This is a genomic window from Paenibacillus sp. TY11 (genome assembly GCF_059772165.1).
In genome coordinates this window covers 22257-39194 of the sequence record NZ_JCBAIQ010000034.1, presented here as the reverse complement: position 1 = coordinate 39194, position 16938 = coordinate 22257, and the positions used below count along the sequence as shown (strand labels likewise).

Below are 16938 nucleotides of genomic sequence, written 5' to 3'. Positions count from 1 at the left end.
GGGCGGCGCAGCTGCCGGATGTCGCCCCGGGCGAAGCCGCGGAGCGTTATCGCGCCATGCAGGAGCGCGACGGGCGCGCGGAAGAGCTGCGGTCCCGGCTGGAGACGAGCGTGACCTTCCTCGAAGAAAAGGCGGCGCGTGTTCAGCAGATACAGCAGAGCATCATCGAGGAAGACAAAATCATTATTGCCCGTCGTACAGGGCTCCAAAGCAAAGATGATTCGCTGCGTGAAAAGCTAGTACAGCTCCGGAAGTGGGTTGGAGAAGACCAAGCGGCTTCATTGCTGGAAGAAGCGACCTCACGTCTGTTGGGGCTGAAAAACGGAGCCGAAGCCGCGGCACGCCGCCGTACCGAAGCGGAAGAACGCAAGCAGCAAGCCGTTCATGCTTCACTGATTGCCCGGCAGGTCTCCGATTCGGCAGAAGAAAGACGGCAGATGGCAGAGTCCCGTTGGGGCAGTCGTTTGGAAGCATCCTCTTTTGCTACGGAAGCAGAGGTCATGGAATGCTGTTTGGGACCGGAAGAAACCGCACGCTATGAGCGTGAAGTGAGTTTGCACCGAGAACGAGAGAAAGAGCTGTCTTCCCGCTTAAAACATGTCGAAGAGCAGCTGAATGGAGCAACGGTGACAGAGGAACAGTGGGAAACGACTACTGCGCAGCTACGCGATTGCCGTGCACGCGACGAAGAGGCGCTTCAGAATCACGCCAAGGCTGAGCGTGATTTAGAGGATTTGCAGCGTCGGCACGTCCGCTGGATGGAGCTGGAGTCCAATCGTATACATTTGCGTAGCGAGGCAGAAAAGATGTCCAAGCTCCAGTCTGTTTTTCGGGGCAATGCCTTTGTTGAATATATTGCTGAGGAGCAGCTCATGCAGGTCAGTCAAGCGGCTTCACGCCGCTTGCGTTTTTTGACCAAGCAGCGTTACGCGCTAGAGGTAGATTCCAGTGGTGGTTTTGTCATTAGTGACGATGCCAACGGTGGGGTCAAGCGTCCGGTATCGACTTTGTCCGGCGGCGAAACGTTCCTGACCTCCTTGTCGCTTGCGCTTGCGCTGTCGGCTCAAATTCAATTGCGGGGCCAATACCCTCTGCAATTTTTCTTTCTGGATGAAGGCTTTGGAACGTTGGACCCTGAGCTGCTTGACACGGTGATCACCTCGCTGGAAAAGCTGCATCACGATCAATTGTCTGTTGGTGTGATTAGCCATGTGCCCGAACTGCGGGCCCGTCTTCCGCGCAAGCTGGTTGTTCTTCCCGCAGAGCAGGCAGGAGGCGGCTCCCGTGTGGTTATGGAAACATTTTGAAACAATGTGACACAAATCACAGATACAGTTTCAAACTATTGTTATAATACAGCCAAGCCGACAAGTTAATCATACAGCACCCCGGCGGACGTATGCTGTGGAAGAAATCTTCCCGTCATACGTCCGTTCAGAGGGGCTCTATCAAGAGCTCCCGGGGTGCTTCTTTTTTTTGCAAGCCGAAATTCGCCCAATTTGATGTAGCACATAGCCCGTTTTTGAATAATATACGGTATACATGCAAGAGCCTAGGAGGAAACAAACATGGAAAAAAGCATGACAACCGAAAAAGTTGCAACACCGGAACAGACGGATGCTAAAACACTATGTCAAAAGCATATGCATCGTTATGTATGCGTATGGGTGAAGGACGGAACAATGTATGACGGAATTGTAGAGCATGTGGATGATGAAAAAATATACTTAGCCGTTCCTATGGGTGGAGACGAGATGAAGAATGTCAATGTTAATCTCCCATATCCACCTAACAATTGTGGCTGCGGCTCCCGTGCTTATGGTGGCTATGCGTCTTATCCTCCGTATCCGTACCCGTACCCGTATCCAGTACCCGCTTATGCATATGGATTCCCATACGGACGCCGTCGCTTTAATCGTTTGATTCTGCCACTTGCAGCGTTGACAGCGATTAGCTTGCTGCCTTATTACTAATCCTAATTCCTTAGTCGCCAGATATAGTGAATTCTCTGCTCTCTCCCGCCTACAGTTCTTGTACAGTACAAGTGACTTTAAGGCGCATCCATACATCATCACCATGCAAGGCTGTTTCTTCCATTATGAAGAAACAGCCTCTTTTTCACGTAAAACATCCCAAATATGATCCAATAATTGAAACTGTATCAGTACAGTTCAATGAAATAAGGTATCCTGTTTATCCATAAACCATGGTAACATCTAGCGTGTAAAGAAACATAAGACGGAATAAGCATGTAATGAAATGAGCATGTATGAGTATGTAAAGAGCAGGTGGGGGGATATTGTGAAAAAATACGTTTCAATTTTATTGGATATAGAACTTAAAATTCGCGAGGGACAATATAAATCAGGTTACAAGCTGCCGTCGGTCCGTGAGGCTTCTGAATTATACAGGTGCAGCAAAAGCACGATTCTGAGGGCATATGCTGAACTTGAAAAGAAACACGCCATCTATTCCATACCGCAAAGTGGATACTATGTAGTGGAGAATTCCAGCGATTTGCACCATAGTCATATTCAAGACTCCCTTGATTTTGCTTCAGCATCCCCGGATTTAAATGTATTTCCATATCTGGATTTTCAGCATTGTTTGAATCAGGCTATTGATACCTACAAATATCATCTGTTCACTTATGGGGATTCGCAAGGACTGGATACATTGCGTCATACGTTGGTTTCCCATTTGGCTGGTACTCAGGTGTTTGCGAAAATGGATCGGATTATCGTTACTTCGGGTGTTCAACAGGCATTAGAGATACTCGCTAAAATGCCGTTTCCAAATGGCAAAGAAAAGGTTTTGGTCGAGCAGCCAAGCTACGATATTTATTTGCGTTTTTTAGAAGAAGAGAACATACCCGTCAGTACCATCGCCCGGACAGCGGAAGGTATGGATTTTCACGAATTGGAGAATCAATTTAAGAACGAGAGCATTAAGTTTTTTTATACCATGTCAAGATACCATAATCCATTAGGAACCTCATACAACACGGAGGAGCGAAAAGTGATAGCAACCTTAGCTGCCAAATATGATGTGTACATCGTAGAAGATGACTACATGGCTGATTTGGGGGCCGATCATCTTTTTGATCCCATTTATGCATACGACCAGACGGACCATATTATTTATTTGAAAAGCTTCTCGAAAATCATTTTCCCCGGCTTGCGATTAGGGGTTGCGGTACTGCCAGAAGTCCTATTAAAGACGTTTAATGCCTATAAAAGGTATGTCGACACATCTATTTTGTCTCAGGCGGCGCTTGATATTTATATTAAAAATGGAATGTATGAACGTCACAAGCACACGATATGCAAACTGTATTCGGAGCGTGTCCGTATTCTTAACGAGGCAGTAGAACGATACAATCAGGCTGGATACATTCAAACTTCAGCTGTAACCTCAGGAGTTTATATGCAGTTTAAGCTGCCTCGCACGGTAAATATGGAGCGTTTGGTAAAATGTCTTACCGCGAGGAACATCCAGGTTGTAGCTGGCAAAAGTTTTTATTTATCAGGCTATAGGGAACAAGAAAAATTTTTGCGCATAAGTATTTCTCGCGCACAACCGGATCAGATTGATGAAGGGGTGAAAGCTATTATAGAGGAAGTTAGTAAGGGAAACTGGTATTAAGCCCCTTTTTCCGTTATGATACATATAGAAACACAGGTATAAACAATCATGACTGTATATGTTTCTATTCGGTGTGGGAAATACATAACTTTGAATGCCGAGAGCAAGGGCTGTTTATGTTTAATTGCTTATGATCGGCTCACTGCCAAAGGAGGGTTTTGAATGGACGATCTGTTTTTGAAAATTGTGGATGGAACCATCCCCAGCAAAAAGGTGTTGGAAACCGACAATGTGCTCGCATTTCATGACATCCAGCCTGCGGCGCCAGTACACGTGCTCATTATTCCAAAAAAATATATTCCTTCGATGAATGCTGTGACGGAGGAGGATCTTCCTCTTATCGCGGAGATTCATCGTGTTGCGGTTGAGGTTGCGAAAAAGTTAGGAATCGCTGAGTCTGGTTATCGGTTGATTAACAACTGCGGCCCGGATAGTGGACAAGCGGTGGGGCATCTGCATTATCACTTACTGGGTGGCGCCAAACTGGGTGCCTTGACAGGTATTTCGAACTCGCATTCTTAAAAATGCCAGAGCTTGTCTTTTCAGTAATACGGAAGTGAACGGGGAAAAAAGGTTCCTTTATGCATTCATTTTTTCTTATAGGTTGACACCTGGTTTCCGTTTCACCTATAATAAAATTTGATGAACCGTGTTATTGCTCTTGGACGGTCTGGTTGGAGGGAGGGAAAACTGGTGTCTGAAACTAAAGTTCGCAAAAACGAGACAATTGATGCTGCACTTCGTCGCTTTAAACGTTCCATTGCTAAGGATGGCGTATTGGCTGAGGTGAAGAAACGCAAGCATTATGAAAAGCCAAGCGTAAAGCGCAAGAAAAAGTCCGAGGCTGCTCGTAAGAGAAAGTTCTAGGAGGATCTGAGCAACCATGAATTTGAGCGAACGATTGAACGAAGATATGAAGCAAGCAATGAAGAGTAAGGACAAGTTCAAACTCTCCACCATTCGAATGGTTCGTTCTACGATTAAAAATCTTGAAATAGATTTGAAACGGGATTTGGACGACAACGAAGTGCTTGATATTCTGAGTCGTGAGATCAAACAGCGAAAAGATGCCCTCCATGAATTTGAAAAAGCCAGTCGTGATGAACTTGCGGCAAGCACTAAAGCAGAAATAGAGATCATCGCTCAGTACCTTCCTGAACAACTTTCTGAAGAAGAAATTAAAGTTATTGTACAGCAGACCATCCAGGAAACCGGTGCTTCTTCGAAAGCCGAGATGGGGAAAGTAATGACGGCCTTGATGCCTAAGGTAAAAGGCCGCGCTGACGGTAAGCTCGTGAACCAGGCGGTTCAGCAATTTCTGCAATAAACCTGCGACAAACAGGAAAACACAACACCCTCTGTTTACAGAGGGTGTTATTTCTATATATGCGATGCCTACCATAGAATGTAATGATGAGAAGATTCTTATATGTAAGCGCTATCGTTAATTGTGTGAAACGTGATGTCCGTTGGGGGCGTAAAGTATCTGACAGCCGTCAGGATTAGCAATATACCCAATAATTTCACATTAAATCCTGAAAACTGTATAGTTTGTCTAACAAAGTTTGGTATGCTGTAAGCAAGAAAGATCGAAAGGGGGGAGAGAAATGTATAGAGAACATCACCACTCCAGCCGCAAATTGATCTTTTTAACGTTGTGGATTATGATATCAGTTTTACTGTTGCCATTAGTTCATTCCGGATCAGCTGCGGCCCAAACTAAAGATGGAGCTGTGTTTGTTATACCAGTCGATCAGGAAATTGAACAGGGCCTAGGTAAGTTTATGGAACGTGGATTTGCAGAAGCAGCAGATTTCAAAGCAGGCCTGATTTTACTGGATATTAACACTCCCGGTGGACGGGTAGATACAGCGGAGAAGCTGGGTAAACTGATTAAAGACAGTCCAATTCCGACCGTAGCCTATATAAGGGGCGAAGCGGCCTCAGCGGGTAGTTATATTGCGTTGAGCGCAAACAAGATTGTTATGAAACCGGGGAGTATTATCGGAGCAGCAGCGTTAGTAGACGGCAGGGGGCAGGCTATCACAGATCCGAAAACGATAGCTTGGTGGAAGAGTAGCATGGCATCTGCCGCAGAAGCTGGCGGACGTAATCCCGATATTGCCAGAGGTATGGTTGACTCCAAAACGACCGTATCAATTCCGGAGATGAACTTTAATAAGGAAAATGGTCAGATCATTTCTTTAACCAGTGAGGAAGCGCTGAAGTTGGGTTATGCAGATCACATCGCGTCTTCAGAACAAGAAGTGATCCAGTGGATGGGCTACAGCACGGATGATGTAATTCATGTGGAGCGGACATGGGCTGAAAAAGCAGCCGAGATATTGACCAATCCGATCGTACAGACGTTGCTTTTATTTATCGGTATCGCGGGTGTCGTTATTGAGCTGCTCGTACCCGGCTTTGGTGTACCGGGAATGTTGGGCATACTCGGATTTGGTTTGTATTTTTTCGGTAATTATATCGCTGGTTTTGCAGGTTCAGAGACATGGCTGTTGTTTATTATCGGTCTGGCTCTGCTTATACTTGAAATGTTCATCCCAAGCTTTGGTATTCTGGGCATTTTGGGTTCCGTCAGTCTTGTCGCTGGAGTTGTTCGCGCGGCATACAACATGCAGCATGCGTTTATATCTTTGGGCATTGCCTTTGCAGCTGCAGTTGCCGTGGTGGCGATCATCGCGGTTGCATTCAAAGACCGAGGGATATGGAACCGTTTTATACTAAAAGAAAGTTTAACGGCTGACCAAGGTTTTTCTTCGGTTGTGAATCGGGAAACGCTGCTAGGTCAGAGGGGTGTCAGTTTGACACCACTTCGTCCAGCCGGAACAGTGCTGATCGCTGATGAGCGAGTCGATGTTGTAACGAACGGCGAGTTTATTGCTACAGATATGCCGATTATAGTATCCAAAGTAGAAGGTGGGCGAATTGTGGTCAAGGCAGACACTAGCGTCTAAACAAGTAAACAACAAAGAATTAGATTAATGGAGGATGATGCGAGTGTTCGAATCGGGTATTGTCAGCGTTTTGCTGATTGCCGTTGTAGTGATTATTGTATTGAGCGTATTTTTCAGTTTCTTCCCGGTGATGCTGTGGATTTCAGCATTGGCTTCGGGTGTGCGTATTGGCATCATTACGCTGGTAGCTATGCGGTTACGGCGCGTCACGCCAAGCCGAATTGTTAATCCCCTCATTAAGGCAACCAAGGCTGGCCTGGGCTTGAACATCAACCAGCTGGAAAGCCATTTTCTCGCAGGGGGGAATGTAGACCGAGTGATCAATGCGTTGATTGCTGCGCAACGGGCTAACATTCCGCTTGAATTTGAACGTGCGGCTGCGATTGACCTTGCAGGACGGGATGTTCTGCAAGCGGTCCAAATGAGCGTTAATCCGCGTGTTATTGAGACACCTATTGTGGCTGCGGTCGCCAAGGATGGTATCGAAGTAAAGGTTAAAGCTCGTGTTACGGTGCGTGCCAACATTGATCGACTTGTTGGGGGTGCCGGAGAAGAAACGATTATTGCGCGGGTTGGTGAAGGTATTGTTACAACCGTCGGTTCCAGTAACTCGCATAAGGACGTGCTGGAAAATCCGGATTCAATTTCGAGAACAGTATTGTCCAAAGGTTTGGATGCCGGGACAGCATTTGAAATCCTCTCCATTGATATTGCTGACGTCGATGTAGGTAAAAATATCGGTGCCTTCCTGCAAACGGAACAGGCGGAAGCTGACAAACGTATTGCCCAGGCAAAAGCAGAAGAGCGGCGTGCGATGGCTGTAGCGCAGGAGCAGGAAATGAAGGCACGTGTTGTAGAAATGAGAGCACGCGTGGTGGAATCCGAATCCGAAGTGCCGCTGGCAATGGCTGAAGCGCTGCGTGGCGGGAAACTTGGCGTCATGGACTATATGAATTTGAAAAATATTGAGGCAGATACGCAAATGCGTGGCTCCTTAGGCAAACCGAATGAGAACTCCGGGAATGACAACAAGAACCGGGATTAATAACGGGACATAGCCGATGAATTACGGCAGCTAGGTGGTGAGTAATGAACTTTATCAGCTGGATCTTTGAACATTTGTATATCCTGATCGTGATTGGCTTTGCTTTGGTGTCCTTTTTGGGGAAAAGCATCCAAGGTACAGGGCGGAAATCACCGCCGCGAAAAGGTATGCCTACCTTTGGGGGTGATCATGGTTCTCGCGGGCCCTCGACGTCATCCAGACCCTTCACAACGGAACATGGGCAAGAGCAACGCCAGCAGGATGTTGCTGGTGAGTTGCAACGTCAATTTCCTAATGAACGACGGGCGGTTATAGAAGCTCGCCGTATAGAAGAAGTGGGCGATCGTTCGGAAACGGAAGGACGGATGGACCGGGATTCATTAGATAACGGTTCGACTCTAGAGGATCGGATCCGGGCTATGGAAGAAGAGCGCAGATTGGTTTTAGCCCGTCTCGACCGTATATCCAATGCGAGGGAGTCTGGAGAGATAACAGATGCTCCAGAGATTGCTTCGCAAGAACGTAATACAGTGGATGCGGCTGATCTGCGCAGAGGTGTGATTTGGGCAGAAATATTAGGTCCTCCGCGTTCCAAGCGTTACATGGGTGGAGGAAAACGTTAAAATGATAGTGGATCCGTCACGGCTTTGGCTGTGGCGGATCTTTTTTTGCTATGACGACAAAAGCACTAATTACCTGACAACGAATGTGATAATCTCTTGTCCGCCATAGGTTTCTCACATTTGCTGTCAATCTAAAATGGTGGCATTTTGTCTAATTTAGGATCTCATTTGTGAAAATATATTCGTGAAAATTGATCAAATGTAACAATATGAATGAAGCTTTCCGAAAGCAGTTTTCATTTTTTCTTTTTTATATATCTTTTTTATATATAATGTTCTTCAATGATAGATACTTATGAAATATACTCCAATATTCCGCTTGAATTCACTGCCGCACCAGGGACTTTAAAGGACCAATCTACTTATTTTAATCTTCCAGCTTTTTTAATTTTGATGGGTATCACGTTCTTGCTTTATTTTGAGATATAGGAGCCATCTTAGGAATGACAACGGTCATGCTAGTTATGCTCTATGGTCAAACCCGTATTATGTTTGCCATGTCACGTGACGGCTTAGTACCCAAAGTATTATCCAAGGTTCATTCCAAATATAAAACGCCCTACATTAATACGTTGTTTTTTGGTACTTTATCTGCATTAATGGGTGGGCTGATCCCGCTGGATGAGTTAGCAAGTTTGGTGAACATCGGAACTTTATCAGCATTTATTCTGATTTCGGTCGCTGTCATAATTATGAGTAATAACACAACCTGATTTGCCAAGGGCCTTCCGATGTCCAGGGGTTCCATATATTCCGATCCTGGCTATCGTTTCGTGTGGTGTGCTAATTCTTAATCTGAATGGTCAGACATTTATTCGCTTTATCATTTGGCTTGTCATTGGTTTGGCTGTTTACTTTTTATACTCCAGAAAAAACTCTCTATTGAATCGAGATTCCGAAAAATAACCAGGTCATATGATAAAAATCAAAAAAAGACAACCTTGTTTTTGACATGAAAACGAGGTTGTCTTTTTGGTGTAAATTTTGAAAGTACTCGTCTTTTTCCTCCGCAATATAGTAGTTGCTACGAATTGTAAGTTTAGCCTCATAAATGCGATGACTGGATCATAAAATGTACAGTACAGATATCTGTGGCGCTGGTGTAATGGCGTCCACTGATAATAAGAACATAAGATGAAAAACCAGCAGCGGAGCTGCCATGAAAACTTATGGTACCGAAGGGCAATAACAGAACATGAAAAAATAGCAGCGTAGCTGTCATCAAAACAATTATTAGCCGCTGGATAACAGTTGTTTTGATAACAGGAAAGGAGATTTCGCCGTATGAGCCGGATGAGCCGCAAACTGCGAAAGTGGGCCAGCGAGACGCTGGAGCTTCCGCAGGACATTCTATTTGACCTGCCGCGGTTAACCCTCATCGGCAGCCGCCAGCTTTATGTGGAGAATCACCGGGGCGTGGTGGATTTCACGCCGGATCAGCTAGTACTTGCACTTGCGCAAGGCAGGCTGAGAGTGTCAGGCCATGATCTAGTCATTACGTCTATTCTGCCAGAGCAGGTAAGTGTGGAGGGACATATTACGGATATCCAAATGGAAGGAACGGAGGAAGGCTCGTGAAACATCCCGCTTTAGCAAAGCTGCGTGGCACGGTTACCCTGGCTGTCAAGGGCGAAAGTGTGGAAGCTTTCATTAATTTACTCACCGATCACCATATACCTGTTTGGAACGTGCGGCCGATGGGTACTAGACATGCAGAAATGAACCTTCTGCTGCCGCATGTCTTCCTGCTGCGCCCGCTTTTGAGAAGGACAGGCTGCAAAATGCATATTCTGAAACGGCAAGGGCTTCCCTTCACTGCTGTACGACTCGCCAAACGTAAATTTTTTCTGGCTGGACTGGCCTTGTTCTGGATAGGTCTCCTGCTGATGTCTTCGCTTATCTGGGATATTGAAGTGAAGGGGAATGATAAGCTCTCGACGGAATCCGTTCTCAAAGCTGCCCGACAGGAGGGTCTGTATCCGTTTCAATGGAGCTTTCGTCTTTCCAGCCAAGACAAGCTTTCCCGCGCGCTCATGCAGAAGCTTCCAGAGGCATCCTGGATCGGTGTGGAAAAGCAGGGTACTTTGGTTACGATTCAGGTCGTTGAAGCTTCACAGCCTACCCCCGCGCCGCTCTACAGCCCCCGTCATCTCATCAGTAAGGCAGACGCGGTAGTCACTGAAATTTTCGCCGAGCAGGGTCGTCCTGTCGTGCATAAAAATACGCGTGTCAAAAAAGGAGCCATTCTCATCTCGGGAACGCTTGGAGATGAGGAGAATCAGCAACAGGTCGTAGCCAAGGGAGAGGTTAAAGGTCTTGTGTGGCATGAATACGAAATTAGCAGTCCCATGGTGCGACACAGCAGCACGTATACAGGCAACAGCCACGACCGCTTGTATCTGGTGCTCGGCAACCATGCAGTACAATTATGGGGATATGGTAAAATACCTTATCCTGCACATAAAACGACAGTTGAGCATGATCCGCTAACATGGCGTTCCTACAAACTTCCGATGGGTTGGATGACCGAAAGTGTGAGGGAGACAAAGATACAAGAGCAGAAGCTTACGGAAGCAGAAGCAAAAATGTCAGGAATAGAAGGCGCGCGAGCTGATATTTTAGCCAAATACGGCAAAGGAACGAAAATAATGAGCCAAAAAATTTTGCATGAGAAGAGAGAGAATGGTAAAGTTTATATGAAAGTGCTTTTTGAAGTGGAGCAGGATATTGCGGAAGAACTTCCGTTAGTTCATAACCAAGGAGAATGAGGCTATTTGGCAGAACAACAACGCAGCATACAAATTGCATTGAACAATGCGGGAGAAGGACAGGCGTTATTCGGCCCGCAGGATTCCTTTTTAAAATTAATCGAAGACGCTGTTCCCGCAAAAATAGCATCTCGTGAGGCAGAAGTTAATGTTTTTGGTAATGCTCACGAGGTGGAAGTGCTCGAACAATTGTTCGACGTATTGCTCCAGTTAATTCGTAATGGGTATATACTGACCGAAAGGGACGTCCATTATGCGATTGAGCTGGCAAAAGATTTGCGCGCTGATCAGTTGCTCGATTTGTTCAAGGGAGAAATTACGACGACGTTCCGGGGCAAACCGATTCGCGTCAAAACGATTGGACAAAAGCACTACGTAACTACGATTAAGAAACGCGATATTGTATTTGGAATTGGCCCGGCGGGTACTGGTAAAACCTATCTGGCTGTAGTGCTGGCCGTAGCTGCCCTGAAGGAAGGTTCAGTCAAGCGCATTGTACTGACTCGTCCTGCGGTGGAAGCAGGTGAAAATTTAGGTTTTTTACCAGGGGATTTACAGGAAAAGGTTGATCCGTATTTACGCCCATTGTATGATGCCCTATACGATGTGATGGGCCCAGAGCAGACTGCAAAGGCACTGGAGCGTGGGTTAATAGAAATTGCACCTTTGGCTTATATGCGGGGACGTACGCTGGATGATTCATTTATTATTTTGGACGAAGCGCAAAACACCACACCCGAGCAAATGAAAATGTTTTTGACTCGACTTGGCTTCGGCTCCAAAATGGTTATTACCGGCGATGTCACGCAAATTGATTTGCCTCGTGGCAAAAAATCTGGTCTGATTGAAGCGAATGCGATTTTACAAGGGATTGAGGAAATAGGCTTTGTCCAGTTTGCAGAAGAGGATGTTGTCCGTCATTCCCTGGTTCAAAAAATCATTGTTGCTTATGACCGTGTTGCCGAAAATCAAGGATAGGCATTCAATCACGAGTATGGTGTGTACGATCAGAAAAAGTATAAAATGAGCAGTGTAGCTGCCTTGAAAAAGATGATGGAGAGGGATTGTTTTAGATGACCTCGAAGGAATTATCTAAAGGGAAAACGTTCCAGCATAGAATGAATGGATGGAAGTATAGCGTGGCGACACGCTATCTTCTGTTTTTATTTTTGGTGGTTCTTTTTTATGTAGGCTTTGCGTCCAAGCTGCTTCCTGAGCGTTATGATATTCGGGTAAATCAACCGAGTGAAAAGGAAATTGTCGCCCCGATGCAGCTTCCTAACAGTAAAGCGACTTTGAAGGCTCAAGAGGAATCAGCTGAACGTGTGCAGCCCATGTATACCATTGTGCCCGTTCGCAACGATAACCTGATTACTGGTATTTTGGATCGAATTGAACGGCTCAATCAGGATGACCAGGTCTCCAGAGCGGACAAAATTTCAATTTATAAGGATGAGATCCCTCAACGGGCACGGGAATTTGTGCAAAATTTTGTGAACAACAGCCGTAATGCGGATGCCTACCCAGATAAGTTGCTGGATGAGGTGCTGGAAAAAACGAAAGAGCAAACGTACCGCATTCCAGAGGAGACATTTATTAAAATTCCGCGGCTTACATCTGAGGATATTGCCGAAATGCGGCCTGTAGCCCGTGAGATTGTGACAGGGTTGATGAATGATCAAATTACGGATGCCCAGACAGCCCGAGCGAAAGTAGCTGAGCGGGTTAGTACAAGCTCGCTTACCAAGCGTACTTCACGGGAGGTTGTTCAGGAACTTGCAAGGCTTGTGATTACCGCCAACAAGTTTTATGATGATACAGCTACGAAGGACGCCAAGGTACAGGCTCGTGAAGATACACCGACAGTTTACATTAAACAGGGTGAAGTACTCGTCAAGAAGGGTGAGATTATTACCCAGGAAATCTATACACTGCTTGATGAAAATGAATTGCTTAAGGATAAAATCAACTATTGGCCACAATTTGGTCTGCTGATGTTGTCTATGATACTAGCATTGGGCTTGTTTATGTATATTCGTCAATTCCAATCACGAACACGAAACTTCAAGTATAATAATGCACAGTTGCTCATGCTGGTATTAATCTTTGTGATTACAGTGGGAGCTATGCTGTTAATTTCCATACTGCAGACCAGTGAACGTTCCTATCTCGGCTATCTAGCGCCTATCGCGCTTGGAGCTATGCTCGTAACGCTGTTGCTTGATATGTCGTTGGCTTTCGTATGTGCCGTTATATTCAGTATATTGGCAAGTGTTATTTTGAATGTCCGTCAGGGACAAATTTTTGACTTTAATTTTGGATTTTTTGCTATTGTGGTCTGTCTGGCAGCGATTTTCTCTACCCATCGAGCCAGCCAGCGTTCAACACTGTTCAAAGGGGCGATCATGGTATGCCTGTTCGGTGCCCTGTCTGTTTTTTCTCTGGCACTGATTGACCAAGGGAATTGGACTCAAACGACGACGCTCTATGGGGTAGCTTTTGCTTTTGCAGGCGGTCTGATAACAGCAATACTTGTTATTGGGCTAATGCCATTTTTTGAGTCTACCTTTGGTATCTTGTCGGCACTGAAGCTTGTTGAGCTGTCGAATCCCAATCATCCATTGCTCCGCAAGCTACTTACAGAGACACCGGGAACGTATCATCATAGTGTAATGGTGGGTAATCTGTCAGAGGCCGCAGCGGAGGCTATAGGAGCAAACGGCTTGTTGTGCCGGGTTGGTTCGTATTATCATGATATTGGTAAAACCAAGAGGCCTTCGTACTTCATTGAAAATCAAAATGGGTTGGAAAATCCACATGATTCAATAGAGCCCAAGCTTAGCAAATCCATCATTATCGCCCATGCTCGTGACGGCGTGGAAATGCAATTGGATTACAAGCTACCCAAGCCAATTCGCGATATTGCCGAGCAGCACCACGGAACGACATTCTTACACTATTTTTATCACAAGGCGTTGCGTGAGGCTGAAGAGCGGGGGGTGGAGCCTGACTTCACGGAGGATGATTTCCGTTATCCGGGACCGAAGGCTCAGTCTAAAGAGTCTGCTGTGGTGGGAATTGCTGATAGTGTGGAGGCAGCAGTTCGTTCCTTACGGAAGCCGACGGTGGAACAGGTAGAATCCATGATTGAGAAAATTATTAAGAGCCGTCTTGATGATCACCAATTTAACGACTGCGAGCTGACCATGCGGGAGCTTGATATCGTGGCTCAAACCCTCAAGGAAACAGTAATGGGGATTTTCCATTCCCGTATTGAGTATCCAGAGGAAAGGCCCAAGTCTGAAAACGGAAAAGCTTAATATAACTTGTGCATGAAGCACGGGTAGAGCACTAGAATTAAAAGGAGCGGTTGGCATGGGCCTTCAATTAGCTTGGAATAATGAACAAAACGATATGGAAATTAACGAATCTTTAATTACGCTGCTGAACACCTTATTAGAGGAGGCAGGCAGAGTGGAAGGAGTCACAGACGGTGAGGTAGCTCTTACCTTCGTTAATGATGAGCAAATTCATGAGTTGAACAGGGACTATCGGGGAATTGATCGTCCCACCGATGTGTTGTCTTTTGCTATGAAGGAGACACTGGATGAAGAGCTTGAAATTATTTACGAACCGAATGAAGAAAATTCATTGAATGATGTACCGGATGTTCTGGGGGATATTATAATCTCTGTACAGACAGCGCAAGCTCAGAGCGAAGAATACGGACATTCGATTGAGCGTGAAATCGGTTTTTTGTTTGTTCACGGCTTTCTGCATCTGTTAGGCTATGATCATCAGGATCATGTGAGTGAAGCTGAAATGATGGGCAAACAGGAAGCTGTACTGGCTCAAGCGGGGTTGACAAGGTAATGAGACGTCAGCCTTGGAGAATGACCTTTCGCTATGCTGCAGAAGGCGTAATATACGCTCTGCGTACGCAAGTAAATATGCGGATACATGTGGTCGTGGCGCTCCTTGTCATTGTAGCAGGCTTAACTCTGCGCATCTCCCGGCTCGACTGGTTATTCGTCTGCGTGGCAATCGCTATAGTCATTGTAGCCGAACTGATCAACACCGCTGTTGAAGCAGCGGTGGATCTCATCTCACCTGCTATTCATCCGCTGGCCAAAGCGGCTAAAGACACCGCCGCCGGAGCCGTGCTCCTGGCAGCGGTTTTTGCTGTAATTATTGGTATATTTGTGTTTTATAGGCCTTTGTTGACGTTAATTAGTCAGCTGTTTTAATGAAAAAACCAAAATAAAAATAGGTGCTTAATAGCGCTGGAGGAAATGAAATGGCTAAGAAACACTTTAAATCAGGCTTTGTCGCAATTGTTGGCAGACCCAATGTCGGAAAATCAACACTGATGAACCATGTCATTGGGCAGAAGATTGCCATTATGTCAGACAAGCCTCAAACTACACGCAACAAAATTCACGGCGTATTTACTACAGAGGACACACAAATTGTATTTTTGGATACACCGGGGATTCACAAGCGCCAGTCAAAATTGGGCGATTATATGAATCAGACTGCGTTTAATACGTTGGGTGAAGTAGAAGCGGTACTTTTTCTTATTGACGCTGCTGAAGGTCTAGGCGGAGGCGACCGCTTTATTGCGGAACAGCTTAAACAAGTAAAAACGCCAGTTATTTTGGTGTTGAATAAAATTGATCGCATTGAGCCGGAAGCGTTGTTGCCCCTGATTGAGCAGTATCGTAAGTTGTACGACTTTGCGGAAATCGTGCCGATCTCGGCCAAAATGGGCAACAATGTAAACACTCTGTTGGATCAGGTGAAAAAATACTTGCCAGAAGGTCCGCAATATTACCCTGATGACCAAATTACTGACCATCCGGAGCAGTTTGTTATTGCCGAGCTGGTACGGGAAAAAATTCTGCATATGACACGTGAGGAAGTACCCCATTCTATTGCGGTTATGATTGAAGACATGAAAGTGCAGGATAATGGTGTAGTGCATATTATGGCTGTTATTTTTGTAGAGCGTGACTCCCAGAAGGGGATCATTATCGGCAAACAGGGAGCCATGCTCAAAGAAGTGGGCAAACAGGCCCGCCAGGATATCCAAAACCTGCTAGGCTCCAAGATTTTCTTGGAACTGTGGGTTAAGGTCAAAAAAGACTGGCGCAACCAGGAACGCGTCCTTCGTGACCTTGGCTTCCACCGCGACGCTTAAAAACAGAACTCGATTCTACGTCACTTTAGTTCAAGGGTTTATTGAGGCTAAAAAAATTGATATTAAATAAATATGTATAGTTGTTGTAAGTATTATAAAAAAGCCGTCCCGATCTCTATGACTGAGATAAGTAACAGTCTTCTGGTCATTCAAAGCGCCGCGCATTTGCGGCGCTTAACTCTTGCTCTTTTTACTCTTTTCTTCCAGCGATGAAATAAGGAGCATTTTTTAAAAAGGTTAGCTGTATGCACGTTGCAGCGGAGCGAAGGATTTGAATCTGAAGAAGCGATAGCGTTCGCCTTTACCCCCGAATTTAACCCTTTGTATGTTTGTACACTCAAATAAATTCGGGGGTAACAGCGATCGTAAGATCAAATCATTTGCGAAGCGGCATTCCAATCTACATACAGCAGCCTTTTTTAACGCAATCCATTTATTTCATCGCATACTTTCCCCCTCTTCGCATCATCCTAATTTTTGAGATGCAAACGTCATTTCCGAAGAAAGGATGAATACGATTGCGAGATTTTTCGTGGAAGTATTTTACGATGACAGGAGATGTCGGTGCGTATCTGTTATACAGGGAGAGCGCCGTGACAAGGGATCAAGACACGGATGAAGGAGAGTCGGACGAGCATGAAGAAGCCCGTGAATAGCGCGAGCCACTGGCTTCTTCGCGAAT

At 45.6% G+C, this 16938-nt stretch carries 17 protein-coding genes and 1 pseudogene; all 18 read left to right on the top strand.

The genetic code is table 11. The features are described from left to right. Positions 1 to 1307, top strand: a 1307-nt coding sequence (locus AC6EJC_RS25130; protein ID WP_444956274.1) for an SbcC/MukB-like Walker B domain-containing protein, incomplete at its 5' end; no start/stop codon positions are given. Between the two features lie 261 nt (positions 1308 to 1568). Beyond that, a complete protein-coding gene (locus tag AC6EJC_RS25125) occupies positions 1569 to 1973 on the top strand; it encodes a hypothetical protein (protein WP_444956273.1) in 405 nt (134 codons plus the stop codon). A gap of 328 nt (positions 1974 to 2301) precedes the next feature. Then, the gene (locus tag AC6EJC_RS25120; RefSeq protein WP_444956272.1) at positions 2302 to 3645 is read left to right on the top strand and encodes an aminotransferase-like domain-containing protein; all 1344 of its coding nucleotides are present in this window, start codon (positions 2302 to 2304) and stop codon (positions 3643 to 3645) included. Positions 3646 to 3807: 162 nt separating this feature from the next. Further along, the gene (locus tag AC6EJC_RS25115; protein ID WP_250239578.1) at positions 3808 to 4167 is read left to right on the top strand and encodes a histidine triad nucleotide-binding protein; all 360 of its coding nucleotides are present in this window, start codon (positions 3808 to 3810) and stop codon (positions 4165 to 4167) included. Between the two features lie 171 nt (positions 4168 to 4338). Further along, the gene (rpsU, locus tag AC6EJC_RS25110) at positions 4339 to 4512 is read left to right on the top strand and encodes a 30S ribosomal protein S21 (RefSeq protein WP_005547957.1); all 174 of its coding nucleotides are present in this window, start codon (positions 4339 to 4341) and stop codon (positions 4510 to 4512) included. A 16-nt stretch (positions 4513 to 4528) separates the two neighbouring features. Continuing rightward, complete coding sequence (locus AC6EJC_RS25105; RefSeq protein ID WP_444956271.1) at positions 4529 to 4972, top strand: GatB/YqeY domain-containing protein; 444 nt, start codon at positions 4529 to 4531, stop codon at positions 4970 to 4972. A gap of 280 nt (positions 4973 to 5252) precedes the next feature. Beyond that, a complete protein-coding gene (locus AC6EJC_RS25100) occupies positions 5253 to 6620 on the top strand; it encodes an NfeD family protein (protein ID WP_444956270.1) in 1368 nt (455 codons plus the stop codon). Between the two features lie 43 nt (positions 6621 to 6663). Beyond that, positions 6664 to 7665, top strand: coding sequence for a flotillin-like protein FloA (gene floA, locus AC6EJC_RS25095; RefSeq protein WP_029517799.1), 1002 nt, complete (start codon positions 6664 to 6666; stop codon positions 7663 to 7665). Between the two features lie 44 nt (positions 7666 to 7709). After that, a complete protein-coding gene (locus AC6EJC_RS25090; RefSeq protein WP_444956269.1) occupies positions 7710 to 8288 on the top strand; it encodes a YqfB family membrane protein in 579 nt (192 codons plus the stop codon). A 422-nt stretch (positions 8289 to 8710) separates the two neighbouring features. After that, a pseudogene (locus AC6EJC_RS25085) lies at positions 8711 to 9194 on the top strand (amino acid permease); the annotation flags it as partial. Between the two features lie 378 nt (positions 9195 to 9572). Next, on the top strand, positions 9573 to 9866 hold the full coding sequence (gene yqfC / locus AC6EJC_RS25080; protein WP_029517796.1) for a sporulation protein YqfC: 294 nt from the start codon (positions 9573 to 9575) through the stop codon (positions 9864 to 9866). Next, a complete protein-coding gene (gene yqfD / locus AC6EJC_RS25075; protein WP_444956268.1) occupies positions 9863 to 11056 on the top strand; it encodes a sporulation protein YqfD in 1194 nt (397 codons plus the stop codon). The genes yqfC and yqfD overlap by 4 nt, the downstream gene beginning before the upstream one ends. A gap of 6 nt (positions 11057 to 11062) precedes the next feature. Next, the gene (locus tag AC6EJC_RS25070; RefSeq protein ID WP_444956267.1) at positions 11063 to 12034 is read left to right on the top strand and encodes a PhoH family protein; all 972 of its coding nucleotides are present in this window, start codon (positions 11063 to 11065) and stop codon (positions 12032 to 12034) included. A gap of 95 nt (positions 12035 to 12129) precedes the next feature. After that, positions 12130 to 14376, top strand: a complete 2247-nt coding sequence (locus AC6EJC_RS25065) for an HD family phosphohydrolase (protein ID WP_444956266.1) — start codon at positions 12130 to 12132, stop codon at positions 14374 to 14376. A 55-nt stretch (positions 14377 to 14431) separates the two neighbouring features. After that, the gene (gene ybeY, locus AC6EJC_RS25060; protein WP_444956265.1) at positions 14432 to 14929 is read left to right on the top strand and encodes an rRNA maturation RNase YbeY; all 498 of its coding nucleotides are present in this window, start codon (positions 14432 to 14434) and stop codon (positions 14927 to 14929) included. Continuing rightward, positions 14929 to 15303, top strand: a complete 375-nt coding sequence (locus AC6EJC_RS25055; RefSeq protein ID WP_444956264.1) for a diacylglycerol kinase family protein — start codon at positions 14929 to 14931, stop codon at positions 15301 to 15303. The genes ybeY and AC6EJC_RS25055 overlap by 1 nt, the downstream gene beginning before the upstream one ends. Before the next feature lie 50 nt (positions 15304 to 15353). Beyond that, on the top strand, positions 15354 to 16256 hold the full coding sequence (gene era, locus AC6EJC_RS25050; RefSeq protein WP_103049617.1) for a GTPase Era: 903 nt from the start codon (positions 15354 to 15356) through the stop codon (positions 16254 to 16256). A gap of 518 nt (positions 16257 to 16774) precedes the next feature. After that, entirely contained in the window at positions 16775 to 16912 is a 138-nt protein-coding gene (locus AC6EJC_RS25045; RefSeq protein WP_444956263.1) for a YqzL family protein, read from the top strand. Positions 16913 to 16938: the final 26 nt, after the last annotated feature.